This is a genomic window from Brevibacillus sp. NPDC058079 (genome assembly GCF_042885155.1).
Classification (GTDB): Bacteria; Bacillota; Bacilli; order Brevibacillales; family Brevibacillaceae; genus Brevibacillus.
Genome location: NZ_JBHVSO010000004.1, coordinates 131983 through 156845 on the forward strand (window position 1 = coordinate 131983; position 24863 = coordinate 156845).

26 protein-coding genes and 1 pseudogene are annotated in these 24863 nt (G+C 47.2%); 6 read left to right on the top strand and 21 right to left on the bottom strand.

All coding sequences use genetic code 11. From position 1 onward, the window contains the following. Positions 1 to 20: 20 nt before the first annotated feature. Complete coding sequence (locus ACFVS2_RS13790; RefSeq protein ID WP_390234760.1) at positions 21 to 1250, bottom strand: MFS transporter; 1230 nt, start codon at positions 1248 to 1250, stop codon at positions 21 to 23. A 235-nt stretch (positions 1251 to 1485) separates the two neighbouring features. Continuing rightward, complete coding sequence (locus tag ACFVS2_RS13795; RefSeq protein ID WP_390234763.1) at positions 1486 to 2784, bottom strand: hypothetical protein; 1299 nt, start codon at positions 2782 to 2784, stop codon at positions 1486 to 1488. A 170-nt stretch (positions 2785 to 2954) separates the two neighbouring features. On the opposite strand from ACFVS2_RS13795, the pseudogene ACFVS2_RS13800 reads away from it, so the two are divergent. After that, positions 2955 to 3480 (top strand): annotated as a pseudogene (locus ACFVS2_RS13800) (DinB family protein). A 191-nt stretch (positions 3481 to 3671) separates the two neighbouring features. Next, on the top strand, positions 3672 to 4925 hold the full coding sequence (locus ACFVS2_RS13805; RefSeq protein ID WP_390234766.1) for an MFS transporter: 1254 nt from the start codon (positions 3672 to 3674) through the stop codon (positions 4923 to 4925). A 78-nt stretch (positions 4926 to 5003) separates the two neighbouring features. Here ACFVS2_RS13805 and cuyA read toward each other — a convergent pair whose 3' ends face one another. Then, complete coding sequence (gene cuyA, locus ACFVS2_RS13810; RefSeq protein ID WP_390234768.1) at positions 5004 to 6008, bottom strand: D-cysteate sulfo-lyase; 1005 nt, start codon at positions 6006 to 6008, stop codon at positions 5004 to 5006. 138 nt (positions 6009 to 6146) lie between these two features. Between cuyA and ACFVS2_RS13815 the strand changes: the two genes are divergently transcribed. Next, positions 6147 to 6350 (top strand): YgaP family membrane protein, encoded by a 204-nt coding sequence (locus tag ACFVS2_RS13815; protein ID WP_173620605.1) that lies wholly within the window; start codon positions 6147 to 6149, stop codon positions 6348 to 6350. 155 nt (positions 6351 to 6505) lie between these two features. Here ACFVS2_RS13815 and ACFVS2_RS13820 read toward each other — a convergent pair whose 3' ends face one another. Both ACFVS2_RS13820 and ACFVS2_RS13825 read right to left on the bottom strand, forming a co-directional pair. After that, on the bottom strand, positions 6506 to 7132 hold the full coding sequence (locus ACFVS2_RS13820) for a DUF3267 domain-containing protein (RefSeq protein WP_390234771.1): 627 nt from the start codon (positions 7130 to 7132) through the stop codon (positions 6506 to 6508). A 123-nt stretch (positions 7133 to 7255) separates the two neighbouring features. Then, positions 7256 to 8191: a cation diffusion facilitator family transporter gene (locus ACFVS2_RS13825; RefSeq protein ID WP_173616439.1), complete on the bottom strand. Its 936-nt coding sequence runs from the start codon at positions 8189 to 8191 to the stop codon at positions 7256 to 7258. Positions 8192 to 8362: 171 nt separating this feature from the next. On the opposite strand from ACFVS2_RS13825, the gene ACFVS2_RS13830 reads away from it, so the two are divergent. Next, a complete protein-coding gene (locus ACFVS2_RS13830; RefSeq protein ID WP_390234774.1) occupies positions 8363 to 8752 on the top strand; it encodes a hypothetical protein in 390 nt (129 codons plus the stop codon). Between the two features lie 33 nt (positions 8753 to 8785). Here ACFVS2_RS13830 and murQ read toward each other — a convergent pair whose 3' ends face one another. The 7 genes from murQ to ACFVS2_RS13865 all read right to left on the bottom strand — a co-directional run bounded on the left by murQ (position 8786) and on the right by ACFVS2_RS13865 (position 16539). Further along, the gene (murQ, locus tag ACFVS2_RS13835) at positions 8786 to 9700 is read right to left on the bottom strand and encodes an N-acetylmuramic acid 6-phosphate etherase (protein ID WP_390234776.1); all 915 of its coding nucleotides are present in this window, start codon (positions 9698 to 9700) and stop codon (positions 8786 to 8788) included. A gap of 38 nt (positions 9701 to 9738) precedes the next feature. Then, on the bottom strand, positions 9739 to 11352 hold the full coding sequence (locus tag ACFVS2_RS13840) for a glycoside hydrolase family 3 protein (RefSeq protein WP_390234778.1): 1614 nt from the start codon (positions 11350 to 11352) through the stop codon (positions 9739 to 9741). A 30-nt stretch (positions 11353 to 11382) separates the two neighbouring features. Beyond that, entirely contained in the window at positions 11383 to 12345 is a 963-nt protein-coding gene (locus ACFVS2_RS13845; protein ID WP_390234780.1) for a GNAT family N-acetyltransferase, read from the bottom strand. Between the two features lie 23 nt (positions 12346 to 12368). After that, entirely contained in the window at positions 12369 to 13196 is an 828-nt protein-coding gene (locus ACFVS2_RS13850) for a carbohydrate ABC transporter permease (RefSeq protein WP_173616443.1), read from the bottom strand. A 17-nt stretch (positions 13197 to 13213) separates the two neighbouring features. Continuing rightward, a complete protein-coding gene (locus ACFVS2_RS13855; protein ID WP_390234782.1) occupies positions 13214 to 14161 on the bottom strand; it encodes a carbohydrate ABC transporter permease in 948 nt (315 codons plus the stop codon). A 29-nt stretch (positions 14162 to 14190) separates the two neighbouring features. Then, positions 14191 to 15522 carry an ABC transporter substrate-binding protein gene (locus ACFVS2_RS13860; RefSeq protein ID WP_390234784.1) on the bottom strand — a complete coding sequence of 444 codons (1332 nt, stop codon included), beginning with the start codon at positions 15520 to 15522 and terminating at the stop codon, positions 14191 to 14193. A gap of 171 nt (positions 15523 to 15693) precedes the next feature. Beyond that, positions 15694 to 16539, bottom strand: coding sequence for a MurR/RpiR family transcriptional regulator (locus ACFVS2_RS13865; RefSeq protein WP_173616978.1), 846 nt, complete (start codon positions 16537 to 16539; stop codon positions 15694 to 15696). A 452-nt stretch (positions 16540 to 16991) separates the two neighbouring features. Between ACFVS2_RS13865 and ACFVS2_RS13870 the strand changes: the two genes are divergently transcribed. Continuing rightward, positions 16992 to 17465, top strand: coding sequence for a hypothetical protein (locus ACFVS2_RS13870; RefSeq protein WP_390234785.1), 474 nt, complete (start codon positions 16992 to 16994; stop codon positions 17463 to 17465). 164 nt (positions 17466 to 17629) lie between these two features. Beyond that, a complete protein-coding gene (locus tag ACFVS2_RS13875) occupies positions 17630 to 18229 on the top strand; it encodes an undecaprenyl-diphosphatase (RefSeq protein WP_390234787.1) in 600 nt (199 codons plus the stop codon). Positions 18230 to 18325: 96 nt separating this feature from the next. Here the strand turns inward: ACFVS2_RS13875 and ACFVS2_RS13880 are convergent, their stop codons facing one another. The 9 genes from ACFVS2_RS13880 to ACFVS2_RS13920 all read right to left on the bottom strand — a co-directional run bounded on the left by ACFVS2_RS13880 (position 18326) and on the right by ACFVS2_RS13920 (position 24699). Continuing rightward, positions 18326 to 18763: a DUF4183 domain-containing protein gene (locus ACFVS2_RS13880; protein WP_390234790.1), complete on the bottom strand. Its 438-nt coding sequence runs from the start codon at positions 18761 to 18763 to the stop codon at positions 18326 to 18328. 71 nt (positions 18764 to 18834) lie between these two features. Then, positions 18835 to 19119, bottom strand: coding sequence for a DUF4183 domain-containing protein (locus tag ACFVS2_RS13885; protein ID WP_390234792.1), 285 nt, complete (start codon positions 19117 to 19119; stop codon positions 18835 to 18837). 163 nt (positions 19120 to 19282) lie between these two features. Continuing rightward, positions 19283 to 19825, bottom strand: a complete 543-nt coding sequence (locus ACFVS2_RS13890) for a hemerythrin domain-containing protein (protein ID WP_173616450.1) — start codon at positions 19823 to 19825, stop codon at positions 19283 to 19285. A gap of 27 nt (positions 19826 to 19852) precedes the next feature. Beyond that, positions 19853 to 20170, bottom strand: a complete 318-nt coding sequence (locus tag ACFVS2_RS13895; protein WP_390234794.1) for a hypothetical protein — start codon at positions 20168 to 20170, stop codon at positions 19853 to 19855. A gap of 28 nt (positions 20171 to 20198) precedes the next feature. Further along, the gene (locus ACFVS2_RS13900) at positions 20199 to 20402 is read right to left on the bottom strand and encodes a hypothetical protein (protein ID WP_137033053.1); all 204 of its coding nucleotides are present in this window, start codon (positions 20400 to 20402) and stop codon (positions 20199 to 20201) included. Further along, positions 20386 to 20919 carry a Rieske (2Fe-2S) protein gene (locus ACFVS2_RS13905; protein WP_007716653.1) on the bottom strand — a complete coding sequence of 178 codons (534 nt, stop codon included), beginning with the start codon at positions 20917 to 20919 and terminating at the stop codon, positions 20386 to 20388. Before ACFVS2_RS13905 ends, ACFVS2_RS13900 begins: the two co-directional genes overlap by 17 nt. 16 nt (positions 20920 to 20935) lie before the next feature. After that, entirely contained in the window at positions 20936 to 21505 is a 570-nt protein-coding gene (locus ACFVS2_RS13910) for a 4Fe-4S dicluster domain-containing protein (protein WP_088909171.1), read from the bottom strand. Further along, on the bottom strand, positions 21498 to 23672 hold the full coding sequence (locus tag ACFVS2_RS13915) for a molybdopterin oxidoreductase family protein (protein ID WP_173616453.1): 2175 nt from the start codon (positions 23670 to 23672) through the stop codon (positions 21498 to 21500). Before ACFVS2_RS13915 ends, ACFVS2_RS13910 begins: the two co-directional genes overlap by 8 nt. Further along, positions 23659 to 24699: a hypothetical protein gene (locus ACFVS2_RS13920; protein WP_173616454.1), complete on the bottom strand. Its 1041-nt coding sequence runs from the start codon at positions 24697 to 24699 to the stop codon at positions 23659 to 23661. The genes ACFVS2_RS13915 and ACFVS2_RS13920 overlap by 14 nt, the downstream gene beginning before the upstream one ends. Positions 24700 to 24863 lie beyond the last annotated feature (164 nt).

Consider the following 24863-nt stretch of genomic DNA (forward strand, 5'->3'; position numbering starts at 1 on the left):
ACGCTCCTTTCTCTCGATGTTCAGGCGGATGCACTGTCGGCGTTTTGCTTCAACAGCTCGCCTTTTTCATAGTTCAATGATAGTAGTGCGCCAATGCAAATGACCGCGAAGCCGATCAGCATCCAGAACGCTGCATCAAATGAACCGTTAAACGCTTCTACGATAAAACCAATAGCCATTGGCGTGATAAAGCCAGCCAGCTGTCCACCTGTATTCACGATGCCCATCCCCGTTCCCGCTACGGCAGCCGGAAGATTTTTCAGGACAACAGACGGCAACAGAATGATCACAAAGGAAAGGAACAGCGACACAATCGCTTGGTACGTAATAAACATCGTCACGCTCGATGCAGTAAACATGAAGTACAAGAGGACCGCGACTACCACACAGGAGAAACTACCAATAATTTTTTCGCGACCTTTTGGCAGCTTGTCCAGTACATAGCCACTCACATAAATACCGACCAATGTAGCGAAGCCTGGGATCGTTTGCAGCCAGCCGAGTGAAATCATATCCAGTCCGCGTACCTTGCTCAAGTAAGTTGGCATCCAGGTTACGAGGCCCCAGTTTACTGCATAAATGCTAAAGTAAGCGATTAACAGACTCCAAAGCAGCGGTGTTTTAAACAGCATAGCCACTGAGGTTTTTGATTGATCGGAGCCAGTTGTATTTGTTGCAGATTCTGCTTGTGGAAGTTTAATATAACGCCAGAACAGGAAAGCAATGATGGCGCCAATTGCTCCAATGACGACGAACATGGTTCGCCAGCCCATGGTTTGTATCATCCAAACGGATAAAATCGGGGAGAAAAGTCCAACAATGGCACTAGAGGAGAGCATCACGGACATGGCTCGCGAGCGTTCCTTGACAGGAAAGATGGTAGCGATAATCTTCGAGCTGGCTGGTTGGAAGCCACCTTCGCCGATTCCGAACAGAAAACGGATGAGAATCATTGAAGCCATAGACCAAGCGGCTCCGGTCAGTCCCGTAAAAATAGACCACATGACAACAGAAACGATGAGTACTTTTCTGGAACCAAATCGGTCTGCCAGCCATCCTCCAGGCATTTGCATGAGTGCATAACCAGCAAAAAAGCTACTGAGCAATAATCCAGTGGATGATGCACTAAGCTGCAAGTCTTCTGTGATCGACAAAATGGCATAGTTCATGACGTATCGATCCAGGTTCCCTAATGCCCAGCCCAAAAACAGTAACGCTAAAATCCAGTTTCTCGTGCGTGCTGATACCATATGTGTGGATACCTCCTTCTAGATGCATTACTAAGCTAGTCTTTCATTTTGGCGAAAGCGCATTCATCTCGTTCGATGACTGACTATCCGCGCAAATATGGTCCAGCCTTCTTAATTACCGCATATATTGCGACATGTCGTTATATATACATTACGAAATGTTGAGACTATTGGCAACGGTTTTTTTTTACATTTCGATTTCTCTGCAATGAAAAAAGCACCCGTAACAGGGTGCTTACAAAAGTCGGTATCGTTTGATGGGTCTTCCTCGCGTTGATTGCGATTCCTCCCCTGAGCTTTCCGCCAGCTCAACGGCACACAAATCCGCGACGATTCGCTGTGCATTTCGCTCGCTCATTTGCAAATATTTGGCCAGGTCCTTTGTCGTGAAATCGGTCCAACCCATTTTTTGCAGCAAGGCATCGAGCTTTTTATAGCTTTTGACGCTGATGTTCCCCTTTTTCAGCTTTTCCAAAACCTCATCATCGTCTGCACGATACGAGTAGATGAGCTCCTCTTCCTGACCGACCCACTCCACGATCGTTCCGTCATCCTGAATCATGACAATATCTCGCGCTGCTTTTTCCTTCGATTGGCGCAGCGCACGATGGGCATTCATCTCAGCTGCAAAAGCCGTCTCTCCAAAACCGATTCCGACAGCGACCGTCGTATCTGCTTCCTTCGCCAAAAACTCTACTGTGTTTTGCAAGGTAGGAATCTCTCTGTGAATCGTCCCGCGCGTGCTGAAGATGACATATCGGCCATTCCCCTGCTCCAGAAGTGATCCGTCCACTTGCTCGCACAGCTTGATCAACGCTTGCTTTATACGCAGCTCCAAATATTGCAAATGATACGGGGTCTTTGCGCTTTCCTTGATTCTGTCAAATTGCTCGACCTCAATCATCTCGATCCCGATCTGTGTATCCTTGAAGTAGGATGTGCGCACTTTCTCGACAAACACGCGAACTGTTTGATGAATGTCCATATTACTGGGAGAAATCCAATAGGCCGGGATACCTGCATCAACTAACGATTGATAGACGGTCGGATAGCAGGTCATCGCAGCATCAATCTTTTTCTTGTTCCATAGATCGAGATGAAATGCCAGCAGCTCTTGCGGATCAATCGTAACCTCAAATGTCTTCATGTATAGCTGGCTCACGGATATGCTGCTGTTGTACAGGGAATCTTCCATGAACTTAGTAGAGGAGAGCATATCGACACTGACCCGATCCAGAAGCTCTCCCCGTGTGTACACCATTTCCAAAAAGCCTTTATAGATGCTGGATTCCGTCGGAAAAATATGTTCCATCCGCTTTTCGTCTTCCAGGACATTTTTGGCAATCAAGTACGGAAGTGGTCCCGAAAATAGCCAATGATCCACGTACTGGTCATTTTCCAAAACGATTTTTTCCGTCTCTTTTGTTTCTGTATAGATATAGGGAATAAAATTCATCCCTTCATCGAATTCCTTGGCAACCGCAAGAATTCTCTCTACCGATTGCTTGGGACCCACCACGCCGATTTTAAACATCCATCAATCCAACCTCTGCCCTCTATTTATCGAACCTTGCCTACGACCATTCTATACGTATTCTCTGGCACAAATCCACCCTTCGCCACACAAAATGGGCAGGACTACGCGAAACGAAAGAGAAATGCTGGGAAAATACTACGGGTTTCCATACCGAAAGGAGTCGTACGATGAATTTTAATCTGAAACAAGCGATTGAGGTTCTGGAGCGTACACCGCAAACATTGGAGTATTTTTTAGTGGGCTTATCGGATGGATGGTTGCAAGACAACGAAGGGGATGCAACCTGGAATGCCACCGAAGTAATCGAGCACTTGACCCAGGCTGAGAAAACGAATTGGCTCCCGCGGCTCGAAATGATTCTTCAGTATGGGGAAAGCAAACCCTTTCCTCCTTTTGACCGTTTCTCTCACTTACACGAGACTTCCGAAAGGTCGTTCGCACAAAAGGTCCAGGAATTCAAAACACTTCGAACAGAAAATCTCGCAAAATTACAAGCACTCGTAGAACTGGAAAAGAATCTCGAATTAACAGGGATAACACCCTGCATTTGGCGTAGTCAAGGCAAGAGAGCTGCTCTCTTCATGGGTGGTTCACGATTTAACCCATATGGCGCAGATTGTGCGGGTCTTGGCCAAGCGGTACACGGCGGATGTTGGACCTTGGCGGGAATATTTAGGTATCTTGAAAAAGTAACGCTTGGTTCTCCATATTGCTAACTTAAGAAAAAAGTGATACGATTTATGGTATAAGATTCCATAAAAGAGCTCTCGGAACTTCCCGGAGCCTGATTATTGATGAAGGGTGACCCTCGTGAATAATCAGGCTCCTTTATGTTTGTAATAGGGCTGCTCATCTGGCCTATTATGGAAAAGGGAGTGACGAGAGTGAACGAGATTTTTCGCAATCGCAATTTTCGCAAGCTGTTTCTTTCCAATTTGTTTTCAGGCTTTGGCCAGGGGATGACCATGATCGGGATATCTTGGTATTTGGTAGAATCCACAGGCTCAGCCAGCCTACTTGGTTCCACCATGCTTCTCTCCTCGATAATGACACTGCTCATCGGACCTTATTTTGGTACATTGATTGACCGCTTTTCCCGCAAGGCCATTCTACAGCTGGAACAGCTAGGAGGCTTCTCGGTTCTCGCTCTTGTAGCAGCTTGGGGATTTTGGGGGACTTATCAAGAGTGGATGATGGTACTCGTTTTTTTGGCGTCGATGTTCATGTTTCAGGTTCACGAACCTACACAGTCAGCCTTCATACAGGAAACCTTTGAGCAAAAGCACTACAATGTGATCAATTCTACCCTGGAAATTCAAAACCAAACTGCTTTGGTCCTCGCAGGAGCTTTCGCAGGTTTGCTATTGGGGAAATACGGACTACATATAGTGCTGATCCTTAACACTTTGACCTATCTGATCGCTTTTCTCTCCTTAACCGGAATCGATTATGTGTATACAGAAGAAAAACAAGTAGAAAAATACCTCCGAACATCCTGGGTGTCACAATTTCAGCAAAGCTGGATCTATATCAAAGAAAAACGAGGGTTTATCGTATTCGGAATTGCTGCGCTGATACCATTCCTCGCCGTTATGCTGACGAACCTGCTTAACCCTATCTTTGTTAGCCAAGTTTTGGGGGAAGATGTAGCGATCTATTCCATGGGAGAGGTTACGTATTCCATAGGCGCAGTGCTGGCGGGATTTCTTCTTACCTGGTTTCGTGGAAAAATCGGTGCTTTTCCTTATATGGTAGGGAATTTCATCTTGATGGCGATTGCTCTTGTAATGACCGTTGTGATCCCAATAGGCTCGGTTTTTGTGTTGCTCTCTGCGTTTATGGGCTGGTGCAATGTATCAACCAGACTGATCCGACAGACCATCTATATGGAACTGCTACCTAATCGTTTTATGGGCAGGGTTCTGAGCTTCTTTCGGTCGATTGGTACATGCATGCGGCTGTTATTACTCGCTCTATTTACTCTCATGCTAGATTCAACCGGCGCATCAGTCGGCTACCTTGTATTGGCAGGTCTTTTGGTAACGGCCACACTAGGAATCGTCTTTTCCATGCGTATGCTGATGCAGCAGGCAGACACCCCCGATGTTGTGGCAGACCAAGGCACTGTGAAGCACTGAGTCTGTCAGCTTTCCTATAAAAAGACAGCGGTAGCTATGGACGTGAAAGTACATCCTAGACTACCGCTGCCTGCTACGCTATTTGGATGGCAAAAACAGCTGCGGAACGGTATACAGCGCTGGGGAACCACCTGTATGCAGGAACAATACGTGATCACTCTTGTTAAAATGCCCTTCGCGAATCAAGCCGATCAACCCTGCCATCGCCTTTCCGGTATAGACAGGATCTAGCAAAATTCCCTCTGTCCGAGCGACCAGCCGAACGGCTTCAATCATGCCATCCGTCGGAATCGCATAGCCTGGCCCGACAAATCTGTCGTCGCAAAGCACAGCTTCTGCCCGTATGTCCCCTTGCAAACCGATCCGTGCAGCTGTACTCCGCAACAACCCCATCACCTTTGCTTCTTGTGCAGCCCGATCTCGGCTGACATTGATTCCGATTACTTTTGTGTTGGACTGGCGCGCCATAAAACCGGCAAGCAGACCGGCTTGCGTACCGCCACTTCCCGTTGCCGTCACGACATAATCGTACGGAGTCGTCGTTTCCCAAGCCTGCTGCTCGATTTCCTCCGCACACGCCATGTACCCCAATGACCCGACTTCATTCGAGCCTCCTACAGGGATCAGATATGGTTTTCTGCCTTGTTTTCGCAGACTTTCTGCGAGCTCTTCCATAGCTGCAAGCAAATCTGCCTCTGCGGGAATGACCTCGATTTTTTCTGCTCCGAGCAAGTGGAACAACAGATGATTGCCACTCGCTTGCGGTTGGTAGTCGCCCGTCTCATGCGCGGATAGCACGAGCTGGCAGTGCAGACCTTCGCGAACTGCCGCCGCCAGAGTCAACCGACAGTGATTGGATTGGACAGCTCCACATGTAATCAACGTGTCTGCTCCTTGTTCGATTGCCTCTGCCACTAAATACTCCAGCTTTCGCGTCTTGTTTCCCCCTGCTGTCAAACCAAGCATGTCGTCTCGCTTGATAGAAATGCTCGGTCCGCCTAACTCCTTGGACAGTCGCTCCAGCCTTTCGATTGGTGTATGACCCTGCGTGTACTTTCTGCGATGGTAACGGATTTGGTTCATGCTTTTCTTCCCTTCTGCTTGGCGTTTGTTATGGGACGGAAAAATCTTTACGTTATGTGACTTTGTTACATGCAGCCAAAAAGTACTCCGGTACAATAAGTCTCATCAATCACAAACACCATAACCGGAGGGATAAGAATGAAAAACGTCGGTCGTTTTGATCAAATGTTTCGTATCGTTACTGGGTTAGCCTTTCTGTCCTTGTTCTTCTTTCTGGAAGGAGGCTACCAATACCTTTCGTTGATGGGCATTCCGCTCCTATATACAGCCTTGACCAAACAATGCTTCTTCTATCGTATCTTTGGGATTAACTCTTGCCAACTACCTTCGCAAAAATCGTAAGTTTCTCAATTGATCTTACCTCTTATGAATGTCCAAGCAGAAGCAACTGTAAAGAAGACAAAAGGATGGGGCGGCTGGTTAATCTGGCCGACCATTATTGTCGTTCTCAGCCCACTACCTTGCTTGCATCCTGTTCGCCATCCTCATGCTTGGGGCTATCCATGCCCATCTTTTTCGGGGGCTTTCCAATACGTCTTTTGTCCGTTACTGATCAAGATTGCCTGTTTCGGAACTTGCTTCATCACTAGGAAAAGATTCAGCATATCGACTGATGAAGCTATTGCGTTTATCAAAATCAAAAATTTTAACACGGTAGTGAACAGCCCCAAAAAACCTAGAAGAAATGGCAGCATAACCGAAAGGATAATGAATGGGGCGATGGTAATCAGTATGTATCGTGATTTTGGAATCATTTCTTCCGTTGCTACAAACCCTCCAAACAAGGTAAGCCCCATCCATGTTTTTTCTGATCTCATGAAATTAGGGATAAAAATCAAATGCAGGCATTCATGAAAAATGACCAAGGCAAGTAAGAAGAAAATCACACCGAAGTCAATGGATATGGATAGAGAGCCGGATGTCAGTCCGAATTCCTGAAAGGTTAATGGCGAAAAAATAAGGATGATCCCAAAGGCGATGAGTGCATTGATCAGCATGAAAGGAATCGATAAAAGAGTTGCCATGCCCAAACTCTGTGGTTCATTCAGTGGAACCCATTCATTTTTCATCAACTCGACATGTACATTTTCATGATACTGGGGCAGTTTGGTTGTGATTCTCATAAAAAAACCTCCTTCCTTTCTATTTAGACGTTCACCCTATGTATTCAGTTTCTTTGCGGGGAAGTAAATAAAAAAGGCTATCTCCTGAGCTTCCTTGGAGACTAGCCTTTTTCTCATGGTCATTTATGCTTGCTGAAGCAAAAACTGCTTGCCATATTCCCCGTGATCCAAAATCGTCGGGTGCTCGATCTGAATCGTCGAATGGTCAATTCCGTACTTCGTTTGCAAAATGTGATTAATCGCCAGAATGACACAATACGGCTGGATGCCTTCACGAACGAACACATGCGCTGTCAGGGAGTAATGTTCCGTGGATACCGCCCACAGGTGCAGCTCATGAACATCCTCCACGCCCTCTACTTCACTGAGGTCCTGACGGATTTGCTCGAGATCAAACTGCTCTGGAACAGATTCCATCAACACGAGCAGCGACTCACGAATGATTTTGGCACCACCTGTAAAAATAATTCCCCCAATCACCATGCTGATCAACGGGTCGAACAAGTAGTAGCCTGTCATGTAAATGAGAATTGCTGACGTAATCACACCGACGGAGCTGAGCAAATCTCCGATAAAGTGCCACAACGCGCTTTTTACATTGAGGTTGTCTTCTTCCTTCATACTGCGGGAAAGTACGATGGTCAGCACGATGTTTACAACCAAACCGATGGATGCAATGGTCAGCATCAACTGCAAATCAACGTCTTGCGGATTGATCATCCGTTTGATCCCTTCAATCACAATCCCGATCGAAATTACAGCAAGAGCCAAGCCATTCAAGAACGAAGCAATAATTTCAAAACGGAGAAATCCGAACGTGTACTTCTTAGTCGGCTTACGTGTCGCCATATAAATAGCGGTCATACTCAACCCTAAAGCAAAGACGTCAGAAATCATATGGGCGGAGTCGGACAGGAGCGCGAGTGAATTGGACATCAAGCCTCCCACAACCTCCACGATCGTAAAAAACAACGTCAATAGGAGCGTAATCCACAGTGTTTTCTTCGATGTTTGCTGTTCTTTCACATGATCAAGATGGTGAAAATCACCCTTTTTCATACGTATCACCTCTGTCCATTCAAATTATAGAAATTATAATATAAGAATTAATGTAATCATATCCTCTTTTCCGCCAATATTCAAATGAACATTTTATGGATCATACAAGTGATTTTCATTACCAGTTGTGTCTTATAATGATGGAAAAAGCATTATTGGGAGGCGAAGAATTTGTCAACAAACTTCGATGAAATCATGACTTTGATTTATTCCATTGAATCTCATACATGCACAGCTTCAGACCAAGAAATCATCCAAAAAATCCACTCATGGATTCCAAGCTATACTTGTCCCACTGCAGCTGAAGGTTATTTTATGGTTGTATCGACAGTCCTTCACTTTCGGCCTCAGCTGGAAGAAGAATTGTTAAAAATAGCGATCGAACCTTTATATTATTGGGGATTGGACAACGCACAAGACATACTTTCATGGATAAAACAGTACCAATTTAGCAAGGGCGGATATCGTCCTCGAAAGAATGGTTTGCAGTGGCTAAGTAAGGCGAATTCCAAAGTAGAACAAATTGATAAAACACTCCGCTATCTTAAAGACCTCGAATAACAAAAAAAGCCTCATCCAAAAGGATTAGGCTGATCATTCCTGATTGTGATTCCCTTCCAAAATCCGTCGAATATTGCCCTTATACTGGGTGAGCAAACGGCTTGCGTCCTCTGCTGGCACCCCGGTCTTTTGCATCACGATCGCCAGTTTTGCGTCACCGTCTGCCTTGTGCAACAGTACGTCTGCCTCATCGGTAGAGACATTGGTCGCTTCTGCCACGATTTGTTTTGCCCGTTCCTTCAGTTTCTCATTGGTTACCTGCACATTGACCATCAAATTTTTGTACACTTTCCCCAACCGTACCATGCAGCCGGTTGTAATCATATTGAGAACCATCTTCTGCGCCGTCGCTGCTTTTAGGCGAGTCGATCCGGTCACCACCTCTGGTCCTACTACCACATTTATCGCTACATCCACACCTTGGCTGATCTGCGCCATCTGGTTGCAGGACAACGAAATGACTTTTGCCTGCTGCCTTCTTGCTTCCGTCAATGCTCCGATGACATAGGGTGTCCGACCACTCGCCGCAATTCCCACCACGGCATCCCCTGCCTTTACGCCATAGGCAATCACATCTTCTCTGCCGTTCTGCTCCACGTCTTCGGCTCCTTCGACTGCCCTGACGATAGCTTTTTCCCCGCCTGCTATGATTCCCTGCACCAATGAGGGATCCGTCCCAAAGGTTGGGGGGCATTCAGCAGCATCCAGCAAGCCCAATCTCCCACTCGTACCCGCTCCAAAGTAAAAGAGTCTTCCGCCGTTTTCCAGACATTCTGCGATCAAGTCAACGGCCGCTGCAATCGAAGCCAGCTCCTTTTCAACGGCAAACGCAACTGTTTTATCCTCTTCATTCATAATCTGGACAATCTCCATGGTAGAGAATTTATCCAGCTCTTCCGTATTCCAATTTCTTGTTTCTGTCGTTAAATCACGCAGGTGAAACTTCATCCAGTTACCTCCCACCCATATACACTCATCTTCTCTTTCTACCCCACACCATGCTGCTTTTTCTCCGTTGGAAACAGGCTGACCGGAAGATGTCCAGCGGCCTTTCGTTCCCCGAACAAAATGTCTGCCACAAGCTCTATGGCATGGTACGTATGGTCGTAAACGGCGAGATACGCATCAACCTCTGGCATTACCAAGAGATCATACGGGTTTCGCAGAGCGACAGCCACGACCCTTTTCCCCTGTTGAATTAGCCGATTCAATAGCAGCGATTGGCCTTTAAAGATATGGGCATTGTACGTAAAAACGACGATTTGCTCCGTGGCTGACATCAGATTCGCCACCATCTCCCCTTCATCTTCTGTCGGGTTGAGCGTCGACATCATATGGTATTCAACTTCACGATATTTTCTCAATGGTGCGACCAAATCGCCTGAAGCTGCTTGCCCATCCTCTGCCAACGTAAGGTTAGCGATCCCCGGAAAAATCACACCGAGCGGTTGCGTACTCCTCTGTAAAGGAAGTAGCTGATGCTCATTTTTCACCAAGGTTATGGCTTGGGCGAGCGCACTTCTCGCCATATCTGCATGCTGGATATGGTCAAAGGAAGGGCCTTTTGCTCGCAAGCAATGCTCCCAGGAAAGAAATCGTTTCTTTAATTGAAGCACGCGATTTACCGCTTCGTTGACCCGCTCATCTGACAGCTCCCCCGAATGAATGGCCGCAACGAGGCGATCATACGTTTTTTGCTGAACTTCATGCGTATGGGAAACCAGAACCAGATCGATCCCAGCCTGCACACAACGCACCGCCGCTTCCGGAACCCCGATGGTACCCGCGATAGCGGCCATTTCCATACAATCCGTAATTGCGACCCCATCAAAACCGAGCGACTCACGCAAAATTCCCGTCACGATCTCTTTGGAATACGTAGCAGGAGAACCCGACTCATCCATACTAGGTAAACTGATATGTCCAACCATCACCATGGGGACTCCTGCCGCGATACTGCGCTGGAATGGAACCAACTCAACCTGATCCAGTCGCGTCCGATCATGCCCAAGCACAGGAACGGCTTCATGAGAATCGATGCTCGTATCGCCATGACCGGGGAAGTGCTTGATAGAGGGAATGACACCACTCGCAAGCAGGCCTTGAATGGCGGCCTCACCAAACCGCGCCACCTGCTCTGGCGCTTCTCCAAAAGACCGCACCCCAATGACCGGATTGTCCGCATTATTGTTCACATCGACCGTCGGGGCGAAATTGACTGAAATCCCTGCTGCACGTAGCTCCTCACCTGTTGCCTGGTAGATGCGCTTGGCTTGATCGAGATTGCCTGTCGCACCTAAAGCCATCGCTCCTGGAAAGCGCGTCGCCCCTTTTTGCAGACGGGAGACCACGCCATTTTCCTGATCGGTCCCAATCAACAGCGGGTAGGGATGACAAGACTCATACGCCCAGCTCTGGAGTTTCTGTACGCGCTGATAGGTCTCCTCCGGTGTCCCGATATTGCGGCTAAAAAGAATCACGTTACCAATCTGTTTTTGTTTGATCCACGCTTCCATTTCTTCGGGAATATCCAGCGTAGGGTAACCGATCATCAGCAGTTGCCCGACCTTCTGTTCCACTGTCATGTGTTCGGCTTGCATGGAATCCTCCTCCCTATCGACTTGCTCTTATTATGAGAATGCTTTGCCGTACTTCGCATACTGCTTCCAGCTGCGATACCCGAGCCTCGTATAAAAGTCGACCAACGTCGTCCAATCGATGACAATGTTCGGAATACCGCGATTCCGCAAAGCCACAATGCCCGCCTCCACAATCGCCAGTCCCAAGCCCCGTCCTCTATACTCCGCATCCACACCCAATGGACCGATGCCGCCCAGCCCATCTGCAAACAATGGTGCCCAGTATACGTTTTGGGCAACAAACGGAGAATCGGCATCATTGATCCTGCAAAAACCGACGATCTCACCGTGCAGCTCCACCACGACGAATTCGCGTCCGGTTCCTCCTCGGTGGAAATAGTGAATGGCTTCATACTCCCAGCGTCCGGGAAAGCATCGATGCAAGAAGGCCAAGAAGGCATCTTGGTCCTCCCTCATCAACAGTCGAAAGCGGCCATCTGGTACCTCTGGCAATTCCAGTTCCGCTGGTTCGAGATACTGGCCTAACAGATCGTTCTCCAACCGATCCTCCGAGTGATACCCTTGTCTCTCAAACCACACTTTTACGTCCGCAGATTCATCGGGTATGCCCGGGAAATAATGATACGGATCGCGCCCCAGCAAGACCTTTTCCACCCCTTGCTCTCGCAACGCATTCTCTGCCCTTGCCAGCAATTCACGCCCGACCCCTTGCCCGCGATGTGCGGTAGACACGAGTAAGACCTGTATCCAGCCAATGCCTTTTCCCAATTGAATGTCGAGCTTTTCCTGCCAGCATTTGGCCACAACAAAACCGACAGGACGCTGCGTCACAGCATCTATCGCAATCCACGACCCAGCTTTGACTACATTCTGATCCTCGAAGCTGTTTTGCCGCATGAGCCCAGACCGCATGGGAAAGCGATCACCCAACTCCTGATTCCACAGCTCGCACAGAGCGTCCGCATATAAATCGTCCCAAGGTACGTATTGCATCGGATGCTAGCCTCCTTTACGCCCTATTTCAATCCAGAAGTTTTGGAGCCTTCCACAAAATATTTCTCCGCAAACAAGAACACGATCAAAATCGGGATCAAGCTGATCAAGGCCCCTGCTACCAGCAGTTGATCCTCTGTCTTGTACTGACCGCTCAAAGACAAAATCCCGATCGGCAGCGTAAAGTTCTCGTCCGAAATGAGATAAATGACTGGCGCCAAAATCTCATTCCACTTCCCCATAAACGTAAAGACCGCCAGTGTTGCCAAAGAAGGCTTACACATCGGCAAAAACACCCGCCAGTAAATCTGGAACGGATTGCAGCCATCCAGCTTTGCCGCTTCCTCATAATCCTTCGGGATATTTAAAAATGCTTGCCTCATTAAAAAAATAGCAAACGGCTGTCCAAGCCACTCCAATAGCCAAAGCGGTGCCAACGTATCGAGCAGTCCCAAATTTTTAAAGATAATAAACTGCGGGATAATCGTGACGATCCCCGGGATCATCATCGTTCCCAGCACGATCATGAACAGCGTGTCGCGGAAAGGAAAGCGCAGCCTGGCAAAAGCAAAGGCAATCATCGAGCTGGACAATAAGGCCCCGATAACCGAAAGAATCGCGACAATCAGACTGTTGATCGTATAGCTGCTAAAATTCGCCTGTTCCCACACAGTTGTATAGTTGCTCCACTGTGCTGGATTTGGCAGCCATTCTGGCGGAAATTGCATGTACTGCTTGTAAGTTTTCAGCGAGTTAAACACAGTTGTCAAAAACGGAACCAGCATAATCAACGCACTCGCTATGACAAACAGGTATCCAAAGATTTTATTTAGAGGGAAACGCTTTTGCATGGCTACCTCCTTGCCTCTTAATCATAATGAACCCATTTCTTTTGCAGCTTGAATTGGATGAGCGTAATGGCAAGCAGGATGAGGAACAACACCCACGCGATAGCAGAGGCATAGCCCATTTTGAAAAAGCTAAATGCTTGGCGGAACATGAAGAGCATCAGGACGAGGCTGGCGTTGTTCGCACCACCTGTCGAGCCTGCCTCCGTAGAGGCCCCGGTCATGACAAAAATCTGCTCGAAGTTTTGGAAGGAGTAAATCGTGTTCAAGATGACGACCAGAAACGTCGTGCCGGAAATCATCGGGACCGTCACTTGCCAAAACTTTTGCCAAGCGTTTGCTCCATCAATCGAGGCTGCCTCGTACATATCAGAAGAAATTCCTTGCAGTCCAGCGAGAAAAATAATCATCATGTAGCCGACTGACTTCCAGATGGCGATGAGAACCAAGACCGGGATGACCCAGAATTCATCAATCAGCCAGTTTTGCGGAGCTAACCCAAGTTTAGACAGAAAAGCATTGGCAAAACCGATCCGCTGGTTAAACACCGCATCCGCTACATACACGATCACCGTCCATGAGGAGATCACCGGCAAAAAGTGAACCATCCTGAAAAATTTCAAGCCCTTCAGCTTTTGATTCAGGGCCACCGCTAACAGCAACGCCAAAAACGTTTTGGCCGGAACGTACAGGATCGTAAAATAGACCGTATTCCATAACGCGCGATAAAACAGCGGGTCTTCAAACAGCTTTGCATAGTTGTCCAAGCCAGTCCATTTAGGCGGATTTAAAATATCGTAGTCCGAAAAACTGAAGTACAATGACGCGACCGATGTTCCCACAACGAATACGAGAAAGTGGATGAGATAAGGGGAGACCAGGAGCAGTCCCCATCTCCCCTCGCTATCCAACCATTTTCTCTTTTTCTCAGCAGGCTTCGCCTGTTGCTTGGTTTGCAGCTCTAGCATGGTTGGCACACATCCTCACTGATTGATGACTACTGCTTCTTGAAGAAGTCATCCAGAACTTTTTGAATGCCTTCGTCTGTTTTCGTGATGAATTCATCCGTTCCGTATTTATCCATGAACAGTTCCGCCAGATTATCCGTGAACACCTTCACCCATTCGGTAAAGACAGCGTTGGTATCAATCGTGCCCGCGAACTCCAAGGTGTCGAGGAAGACTTTTTTGTTTTCTGGCTTCGTGGCTGGGTTTAGGAACATCTCGGAATTCGCCACTGATTTTTTCACTGGAATGGCTTCCCCTACTTCTGTCCATTCTTTTTGTGCTTCATCTGATGTCGTCCAGTAGGTGATCCATTCTTTAGCGGCCTTGACCTTCTGCTCCTCTGCCTTTTTGTTGATGACCCATGAGTTGGCGATTACGGGTGCGAAGCGTTTGCCGTCCGGTCCTTTTGGCATAGGAGCGACATCGTAATTCAGCCCTGCACCATTCATCGAGGTTGTTGCTGCGTAAATATCGATTTGCATCGCCACAGCCCCGCTCAAAAACGCTTTGAAGTTGCTTTGGAACGCCTTCAAATCAGCCGGATTCGGGAATAGCTTGCGTTGCATACCGTCGACCATCCACTCGACCGCTTTTTTGTTCTCCGAGCTGTTGATAATCGATTTTTTCAACGTCGGGTCCAATACCCCGCCACCATACGCTTTCAAGATGTTAAATGCGCCGCGTGAGCTACCGAAAAACGCGAAACCGTACTGCTTCACTGATTTTTTGTCAAAAGCAGGATCGTCTGCATTTTTCCCGTTGGCATCGAGGGTCAGCTTGACGGAAGCCGCCTTCACATCATCCCAGGTCCAGTCAGCCGTAGGGTACGGTACGCCCGCTTTGTCGAACAAATCCTTGTTGTAGAAAAGGGCTCCGACTTGGATGCCCTGCGGCACGCCCCAATACTTCCCATCTGAGTCTTTGTTGAATTCCAGACCGTTGAGCTCCTCTTTGTTGATTTCTTTCGTGACGTAGTCGGTGATGTCGAGAATCGCGCCTCGTTGGGCGTAGCCAAATACTTTTGTCCCGTCGCTCTGCCATAGATCAGGCGCATTCCCGGCCGCGATCTGAGTCGTCAGCTTTTGATAGAAGTCATCATAAGGAGCCGTCATTGTTTTAATTTTGATGTGCGGATGTGATTGTTCGAATTTTGCAATAATTTCTTCCATCTTTTTCTTCGTAGGTGGATCAGAGCTGTAGCCCATATACAATTCGACTTTGTCCCCCTGCTGTGTGGAGGACTGGCTGCTACATCCGGAAATAAGCAATGCCGCGGCTAAGCCAATCAAACCAAGTACTGAAAGAAACCTTCTCTTTTTCATGGAAAACCTCCCCAATTGCATGAAGTAAAAAACTTGCATAGCTAACGATATTTCCAAACGCCTAACGTACTACTAGCCACATGTGGGCACTTTGAAAATAAGGGACTCTTTACTGACTGATAAGGATAAAAGGATAAAGGCAGGATTTTGTGTATGCTAAGGAGGATTTGCTTATTTGTATTGCTCCCGAACAGCTTTACGCGTCTGGCGCAAGTACGCAGCAGAAACATCGTAATTTTTGGCAGCAACACCTCTAAACAAGATGTCGATCACATTGAGTTGTGCGATTCGTGAGGAAGTGGCGGCACTGCGTTCATCCGCTTCTGTTGAAAACGTGGTTAAGTGAATATCCACGCATTCCGCCAAGGAGTTTGTGCCGTATTTGGTAATGCCGATGGTCACAGCTCCGGATTTGTGAGCTTGTTTCATCGTGGTTATGATCTGTGAGGTTTCCCCCGAATTCGAGATACCGACTGCCACATCACCAGCCGTCAAGGTGACTGCCGAAGTAAGCTGCAAGTGGGAATCCGAATGGGCCGTGCACATTTTATTGATGCGCAAAAATTTATGTTGGGCATCCTGGGCAACCAATTGCGAAGCACCCACTCCGTAAAAATCAATCCGAGTGGCTCGGAACAGCTCACCAATCGCCTTCTCCACCGCTTCTGTATCCAAAATTTTGATCGTTTCTCGCAAAGAGAGGATGTTGTTGAGCGAAACTGATTCAATCAAGGTGTACATATCAGCATCGGGAAGAATCTCTTTGTATTCATCCTGAGCGGTAGACGATTGCAGATCACCCGCTATTCTGATTTTCAACTCCTGAAAACCATCTACACCGATACTTTTGCACATGCGTATGATGGCAGCTTGGCTAGATTCGCTTCTTTCCGCGAGTTCCTTGATGGAAAGACGAATCACCTCATCCGGATTGGCTAAAATGTAATGCGCCGCGTTTTGTTCAGAACGCTTGATATTGTGCAATGATTCGCGGATGCGCAGCAACCCGCCATTCAACACGATACCACCCCTTTAGTCCACAAATTTGTTAAGCGCTTACATTCAAGTGTGACTTTGGTAAATCATTACATATTTTGTATTATAGACACTTGAAATAAAATATCAATATGAATTGTCAGATTTGAAATAAAATTTCAAAACTATTTTTCGACATTTTCTCCCTTCCTTCGTCCTGTAATAAATTTTTCACAATTTTTACAGTTACTTATACGAATCTCTTTCCGTATTAATCCATGTACACCCAATTAACCAATAATGGGGATGATCCAAAATGACCAAGCGTAAGGCACTCGCATTCACCCTGATAGCGGCACTCCTTTTGCCAAACACATCTGTTCTGTTAAACGAAGCCGCAGCAGCCTCTTCCCACAAAGCGAAAGCAACTGTAACTGCGACCAAGATTAGAAGAGCTTTCCATAAAAGATCTGAATCAAAAAGCAAAAGCGACTGTGAATCACGTCAAAGAAGTCATCCCTGACCTGAAGAACTATCACATCACCTCCATCTTAAAAGAGAACGTCGTCACCACTTCGGGTCCCATCGAACGTCTGGAAGTGATCCTGTCGAGCACACCAGAGGGTACTACCCCAGAGTTCGGAGTTGTCCATGTAAACGCAAGTACAGGAGAGCTGATCAGCGTCGACATCCAAAACGGACTCCCCTCTTCGAAAGAAGTTTTAGGTGATGAGAAAGCGATCAAAAAAGGCAAGGAGCATCTCAAACTTTTGTTTGGAAAGCAAGCAGAAAAATACAAGTTCTCACAGATCCACTCCTCTACTGTCCAGGATAACAAGACACAGATTCTCGTCATTTACACTTCCCCGGATCATTACATCAACGTGACCATGGATTGTGTAGGAAAATTAAAGGCTGTCAAAAAAGACATCTACCCCAAAGCAGAATTAGATGGCAACAACAAATAATATGGACCTTTTGTCCAACTAAAAAGAGACGGTTCTGCCGTCTCTTTTTTGATGCTACGAAACCAACCTTACAACCCTGTAATATTTCGTAAGGTAAATCAATTTCCCATTTCTCTCCTATCGATTACGATTCTCCTGTTACATGTAAAGGGGGATCACCAAAAATGAATGGCATGGAAATCAACATTCACTATTTTCGCTTGATTAATGACTTGGGGAAAGAGTATCCGGCTCTCAACCCCGTGGCTTTTTACGTAGCAGAATATACGGTGTTTATTTTGGCGTTGAGTGCTTTGGTGTATTGGTTTACGAGAAAACATGAGAATCGCATCATGGTCGTTTGTGCGACTTTTACGTTTGTCATCGCCGAGCTATTCGGGAAAGTAGCCGGAAGCCTTCATACGAATAATCAGCCATTCGCAGAGCTTGCGAACGTCAATCAATTGGTACAAAAAGCGGTCGACAATTCGTTTCCCAGCGACCATACGATCCTGTTTTTTTCCTTTTGCATGACCTACTGGCTTTTTAGAAAGACGACGGGGCCACTCTGGATGCTGCTTGCTGCTTGTGTCGGGCTTTCTCGCATTTTGGTAGGCGTTCATTATCCAGCAGATGTCATTGTGGGTGCCCTGATCAGCATTGGGTCTGCCTTGGCCGTCTATATGATCGTACCGAGATTGAGTTTTGTCCATACTCTACTTGCTTTCTATGAAAAAGGAGAGCAAGCAATCTTGCCTGCCAAATCGAAGACGAGAGACTTTTAAGTATGTCGAGCCGATCATATCCCTGGTAGGGCACAACATGGAAGGAAAATGACATGTATGTATGACATGACCTTTTCCCATTATGGAAGCAACCATTTATGAGACAATCATCTTGATGAACTGAAGAATGAGAGGGACTCCTTGTACAGGAATGTCACTCAAAATCAACACTCCCGGCTGGACAACATATAAATTGGGAGGTTGTAGCATTCCATTGATGAATAGATTCACAACCGAAACTTCATTCGGGTCCAGAATGCCGGATGTACTAAAGGGCATGACCGCATCACTGTTGGTATACCTGTTTTTGACTCCATCTGAAATTGCCGTATACTGATAGGTTTCTGTTCGTATTAAACCAGGAGTACATGGACATGGGGGACAGGGAGGACACGTTGGGGAGGGTTTTACTGGAAAAATTCCGGGGCAACCTAATGGCGGGACGATTTGCAGACACTGTCTCCTCACTGGGTATGACTGCGTGACATAGCGCCTCATAAAATCACTCGTCCTTTCTCGCAGTGCTTCGAACATTCACTCCGATTTACACATATGAGTGAACCCCAGGCACATACCATCCACCTGGGGCCACCATCCTATTCACCTTAGTTAACGACAAACTCTACAACTATGGGTGTACCACCGTTTTCGGCATTTCCATCTGGAATCGTGATCGCTGTCGTTGAGATTGTGGAAGTATTACCTGCCTGAAGCACTCCATTGACGTAGAGATTGTAAAATGCAAACGTACTAGGAAATGCTGTCGCAGCAGCGCCAGTGTCAGTGGTAAATGCAGTTGCTGCAATGGCAAACGCAGCACCAGTACCAGTTCCAGCACCCATGGTGGACGTAAATCTCAATGAGGTTAGATACGGTTTAATAATCGGCACTTAGAACACCCCCTCCTCTATTTATTCCCTACTAGTTAATGATTGGTTTCTTCCGATTGAAACCGACAAATGACAGTAGGAACATGCACATTTTCCTCGAAAGAATATAATTGGAAAACAAAATCACCCCCCCACTTTTACCAGTAGGAGGGCGACATGATTTCTAATCTTGAAACAGTACTCGCAACTGCTCTTTCTCTGCGTCACTCAATACGTATTCTGCCATCGGGAACAGCACACTCTCTTCTTTAAAGAAATGTTCCAAGAGTATTTCTACTGACTTCAGCAAATGAGTGTGGACAGCTTCTATTTCAACTGGTTCAGACTTTTCCTTTTCTACGATTCGCATGAACGACATCAGGCTTTCATGAATAAGATCATGCTCTTCCTCCATGGCAGCAATCGGTCCCATCTCCCGTTCGATATAGTTAGCCATCAGGGGATACAGGTCTTCCTCCTCGCGTCTGGAGTGTCTCTCCAGTTCCGCCCGAAACGAGGACGCCAGCTCATGAAGCTCTGTTAAGCCTTTCTTTCTTTTAGTAGGTTCGGCAGTAGATTTCAGGTTATTTGCTAGATGTACGAGCTCATTCAACTGCTCAGCTAATGATAGGTGCTCGTCTTTCAATTTTTCCAGAGCTGGACACAGCTTCCTTCTCCCTTCAAACTCCTGCATCTTCCCCATACATCCTATAGGCGGTGGTCCCATTACAATCCCTCCATCTACTAGTGGGAGTTAGTTACCAAAAGAAATGCGATACGCTAGCTGTCCCCGATTGTCGCTAGCAACCATTTGAATACAGTTATCCTCTTGCGAAAAAACAACCGGTCCATTCTGGATGGGAATCGCAATAAACTGGCAAGGATTAAAATAGAGTCGCAGATGCTCCTCATCCTCCGTGATCTCCCATTTTGCCAGCTTCCTTTCCAAGAGAGCCGGGCTGTGTGGTTCGGCATTATCCGCCAAATCTTGAATGAGTATCCCCATTTTTTTATCCACCAAGGCAGGGAGCTCTTGGTGAAGCTCGGCAATCGTTCGCTTACTAGGATTCATGGCAACTGATCACACTTCCTTCCCCGGATTATTTCCCTTGTTCTCTTCGATCTCGCTGGTCTTTTCTAAATACCATCCATGCCAGTGGGAACAACACCACCGTTGCACCGCTGAGCAAAAGCACCTCCATATATCGCTGTGCAAAATACATATTGACTGTGTACTGGGTGCAAACAATGCTGGCGAACAAGATCAATGCTAATAGGATGACACCTCTATAGCTGCTCTTCATATCTCTTCACCCCTACAGCGTATACAGCTCCATCTTTCTCTTGAAGCACAATTTCCGGAAGTGGTCTTCTTGGGGGACCAGCGAGCGGATTACCTGTGGCGATATCAAATTTCCCATGATGGCAAGGACATAGCAGCTCTTTCTCATCTCGGTCCCAAAATACCGGACAACGCAGGTGGGTACATGCATTTTGATACGCCTTGTATTCCTTTTCCTTCACATATACGAACAACGCGCTGTCATGCTCTCCTGGATAAGCAAATTCAATCGCATCTCCGGGTTTTATATCGCTGAGATTCGCGATTTTTTGTGTGGGATACGACTTGCTGGATGAACTCATCAGCTCTTTGGCAGCTAATGCCCCCCATGGCAGTGTAGATGCCGCGAAAAGACCGGCTGCTCCTACCATTGTTTTCATAAAACTCCGTCGATCCAGACTACGCTCATTGGAACGATTAATGTTATGTGTATAATTGTCATCCTTCAACGGAATTGGGCGGGTTTTCTCGTTCTCCATAAGGTATTTCTCCCCTCTAGAATAGCTTCTGTTTGCCCTGCAGAATGCCAGGCAGGCTAATTTTCACATTGGTTTCGCCTTCCAGTACATCCGGGTCGTGGCTGGCAGTCCATTTGCCATTGGCCAAAGGAATCTGTGCCCGTTTTTCTTCCAGCTCTGCTTCCTCAATCCACTGCAAGGTGTTTGTCGGGCAAACCGAAGCGCACATCGGCGGGATTCCCTCTTTCGTACGGTCGTAGCATAGATCGCACTTGTACATGAGATTCTGTTCTTCATCAAATTTGGGAATCCCATAAGGGCACGCAATCGTACAATTTTGACAACCGATGCATTTCTCTACCAAGGCTGACAATACGGCCCCATTATCTGCGATTTGAATCGCCTGAGCAGGACAGCTGCGGGCACAAGCAGGATTGACACAATGGAAGCACATGAGAGGAATCGTTTGTCTGCTAATAAACGGGTCCACATCCAGTACGTAGTTTCGGTTTCGGTTGTCGTGACCTCCACACTGTGTACACGCCGCCAAGCAGCTTCGACAACCGATGCAATTATCCATTTCGATGTATAAGACTTGTTTACCCATGGCGAACTCCTCCATGCTTGTGCTTGATGATTTTCGCAGCGCACGCTTTAAATTCAGGCATTTTGCTGTAAGGGTCCAATGCCGGGTTGGTCAGAAGATTGATAGACTCCGCTTTTCCCCAGTGGTACGGAACAAACACCGTATCCTCTCGAATGGCCTCGATAACTTTCACGCGGTACTGCGCCTCGCCTCTTCTCGTTTTCAAAGTGACCAGCTCATCGTGTTCAATGCCATAAAGAGTCGCTGTTTTTGGATGAACCTCTAGCAGAGGATCAGGATACATGTCCGTCAAAAACGGGATTCGTCTTGTCTGATTCCCGGACAAATAGTGGAACACAACTCGTCCCGTAGTTAGCCGCAAAGGATATTCTTCATCCGGCTCCTCCGCTGGCGGGCGATAAGGCAGCGCACATATTTTGGCTTTGCCATCCGGGTGATAAAATTTTTTATCCAGGAATAAATGGGGCTGCCCCTCGTCACCCTCCTCACGGCACGGCCAGAAAACACCATTGTTTTGATCAATTTTCTCGTAGGTGACCCCGTAGTAGTCAGCTATTCCGCCTTTGGAGACCTGACGTATTTCATTGAAAATATCCTGAGGAGACTTCAAGTGAGCAAAGAATTGTCCGCGCCCCATTCTTTTGGCGATTTCTACCTGAATCCACCAGTCAGGCTTGGATTCTTCGAACCAGTCCTGTGCCTGACGGTGACGAATGATACGACCTTCGAGGTTTGTAGTCGTTCCATCGTCCTCTGCCCAAGTCGTAACGGGAAGAACGACATCGGCGTATTCAGCTGATTCGGACAAGTAAAAGTCGCAGCAAACCATAAAATCTAGACTTTTCAGGGACTCCCGAACATGGTTTAGATTTGGCGCACTTACAACCGGATTGGAGCAGAGTAAGTATAAGCTACGGATTGTTTTATCCTTCATCAACTGGAACATCTCATAGGCAGAGACACCTTTCTGCGGCATCTCTTCCGCGGGGATGCCCCAGGCACATGCTATTTCACGCACATGTTCAGGATTGTCGAGCTTGCGGTAGCCAGGCAATTGATCGGCTTTTTGCCCGTGTTCCCGCCCCCCCTGACCGTTTCCTTGACCAGTAAGGGTTGCAACACCTGATTTTGGACGGCCAATCTTGCCTGTGACGAGCGACATGTTGGTATAGGCCGATACGTTGTCCGTCCCTTTCGCCTGCTGTTCCACACCACGGCAAAACATGACAATCGCATCGGGTGCCCTCCCGAAAATGTCGGCAGCCCGCACAATCTTCTCCACCGAAACCCCTGTTATTTCGCTGACATACTCCGGTGTGAAGGTAGCGACCACTTCTTTTGTTTCTTCAAAACCATTCGTATGATTTCGAATAAAGTCTTCATCAATATGTCCGTTCTTGATCAGGAGATGAACGATTCCGTTTGCCAGTGCCAAATCTGTACCGGGCCGCAGATCCAGATGGATATCAGCTCGACGCGCCAAAGGTGTTTCCCTTGGATCGGCTACAATCAGATAACCACCTCGATTTTGCACTTCCCAAATACGAAACATGCTGGTTGGATGACACTCTGCCGCGTTTGAACCGGCCAAAAACAAGCAGTCTGTTTGATGAATATCCGTCCAGGGAATGGTAGAACCGCGATCAATCCCCAAGCTTCGATTCAATCCTGCCGCAGCGGAGGACATGCAGAAGCGACCATTGTAGTCGATATAGCGAGTTTGCAAGGCGACCCGCGCAAACTTACCCGTGAGATAGCATTTTTCGTTCGTCATGGAAACGCCAGAGTAAACAGACAAGGTATCTTTGCCATAGTTGTGTTGCAATTCCTTGAACTTGGAAATGATCAAGTCAAGTGCTTCCTCCCATGATGCCTCCCGAAATCCTTCCGCCGTGCCTTTTAGTGATGCATCCGTTCGAATCAACGGCCGCTGTATCCGATCCGGATGGTTCACCTGCTGATAAGCCGTCACGCCTTTTGGGCACATCTTGCCCAGGTTGACAGGGAAATCGTACCGTGGCTCCACTCCAATAATCTTGTTCGTCGTTGTATCTACACGCAGGTTCATCCCGCATTGCATACCGCAGTAGCAGCAGTGCGTGCTGACCAACTTCTCGTTCGGATGTATCTTGTTTTCAATTACTTTAAAAAATTTATCCTTTGGCATGTTGATTTGCCTCCCTGGCATTGATCTCGTGCGTAGGAACTCCTGTGAAACGGAACATCCGGTATTTTCTGCGGCACGGCAAGCAAAGTTCAGCCAAGTGGAATCCTTCTTCCATTTGAAAAGCCATTTCGTTTTTACCCAGCACGTTGATTACATCTGCCGACTGTTCCACAGAAACAAACTCATTGCTGCACACTTTACACTTTTTCATTTCCTGCTCGCCGTAGTGTTCGCGATAATTACGTGCAAACACACTCATGGGACGGAACGGTATGTGAGCCAGTTTTCCGAATGGCAGATAAATCAATGTCACAATCACTGCAAATTGATGAGTGACTGATATGACCGGGTGCCCAAAGCCCCCTAAGAACATGTTGCTTGCGGTTAACATCAAGCCTGTCACGCTGATAAACAGTAGCAGGTATAAAGGCAAAAAGTCGTAGACAAAGGATTGTTCAGCCCGTGCCTGCATGTTCTTGAATCTGCGATACAATGCCATGACTGCTCCGCCGATGACCATAAAAGCGGTAATGTTCAGTGCGTTGTAAAAGAGAAAGGCAACCCAGCCATCCGCTTGTACGGTCAGAACATCCACACCCATGAACACGACCTGATAGAAACCATTGTCCGTCATCGTGAAATACATCCAGCCAAAAACTAACGGAAAGGTGACAAACGCGGCCAAGATGCATCCCCATCCCAGCAAAATGTGCTGTGTCCAGCGGTACCATCCCCGATTCCAAATAAAGCGATAGATGGCCAGATGATCCACCGTTGTATTCGCCGTGCTTTTACGAAAGAGAAGTCGTAGCCCCTTTTTCAAAATGACATTCGTTGGCGGGCGATCTGCCCACGCAGAAAATCGGTAAAGGAAACCTCCAATAAAGACAAGTGTCCCCACCATATAGCCGTAAAGCGCCAAATCAATATGCGTGAAAAAACGTGTTCCCACGTAACTTAGGACGAACAAGCAAGCAATGATGATAAAAGCACGCTTCGCCACCTTGGAAGCAAATATATAGTTCATACAACACCCTCCCTGCTGCTGCTCATTTTTTCCTTTCGCTCGAGTCCATTGTAGCAATGGCTCGTAACCCAGGTTGTGATTTACCTCACACCACTGCCACAATCTAGGACGATTTTCTCTTCCCAAACCATCGATTTCGGATGATATAATGAGTTACTTTGTAT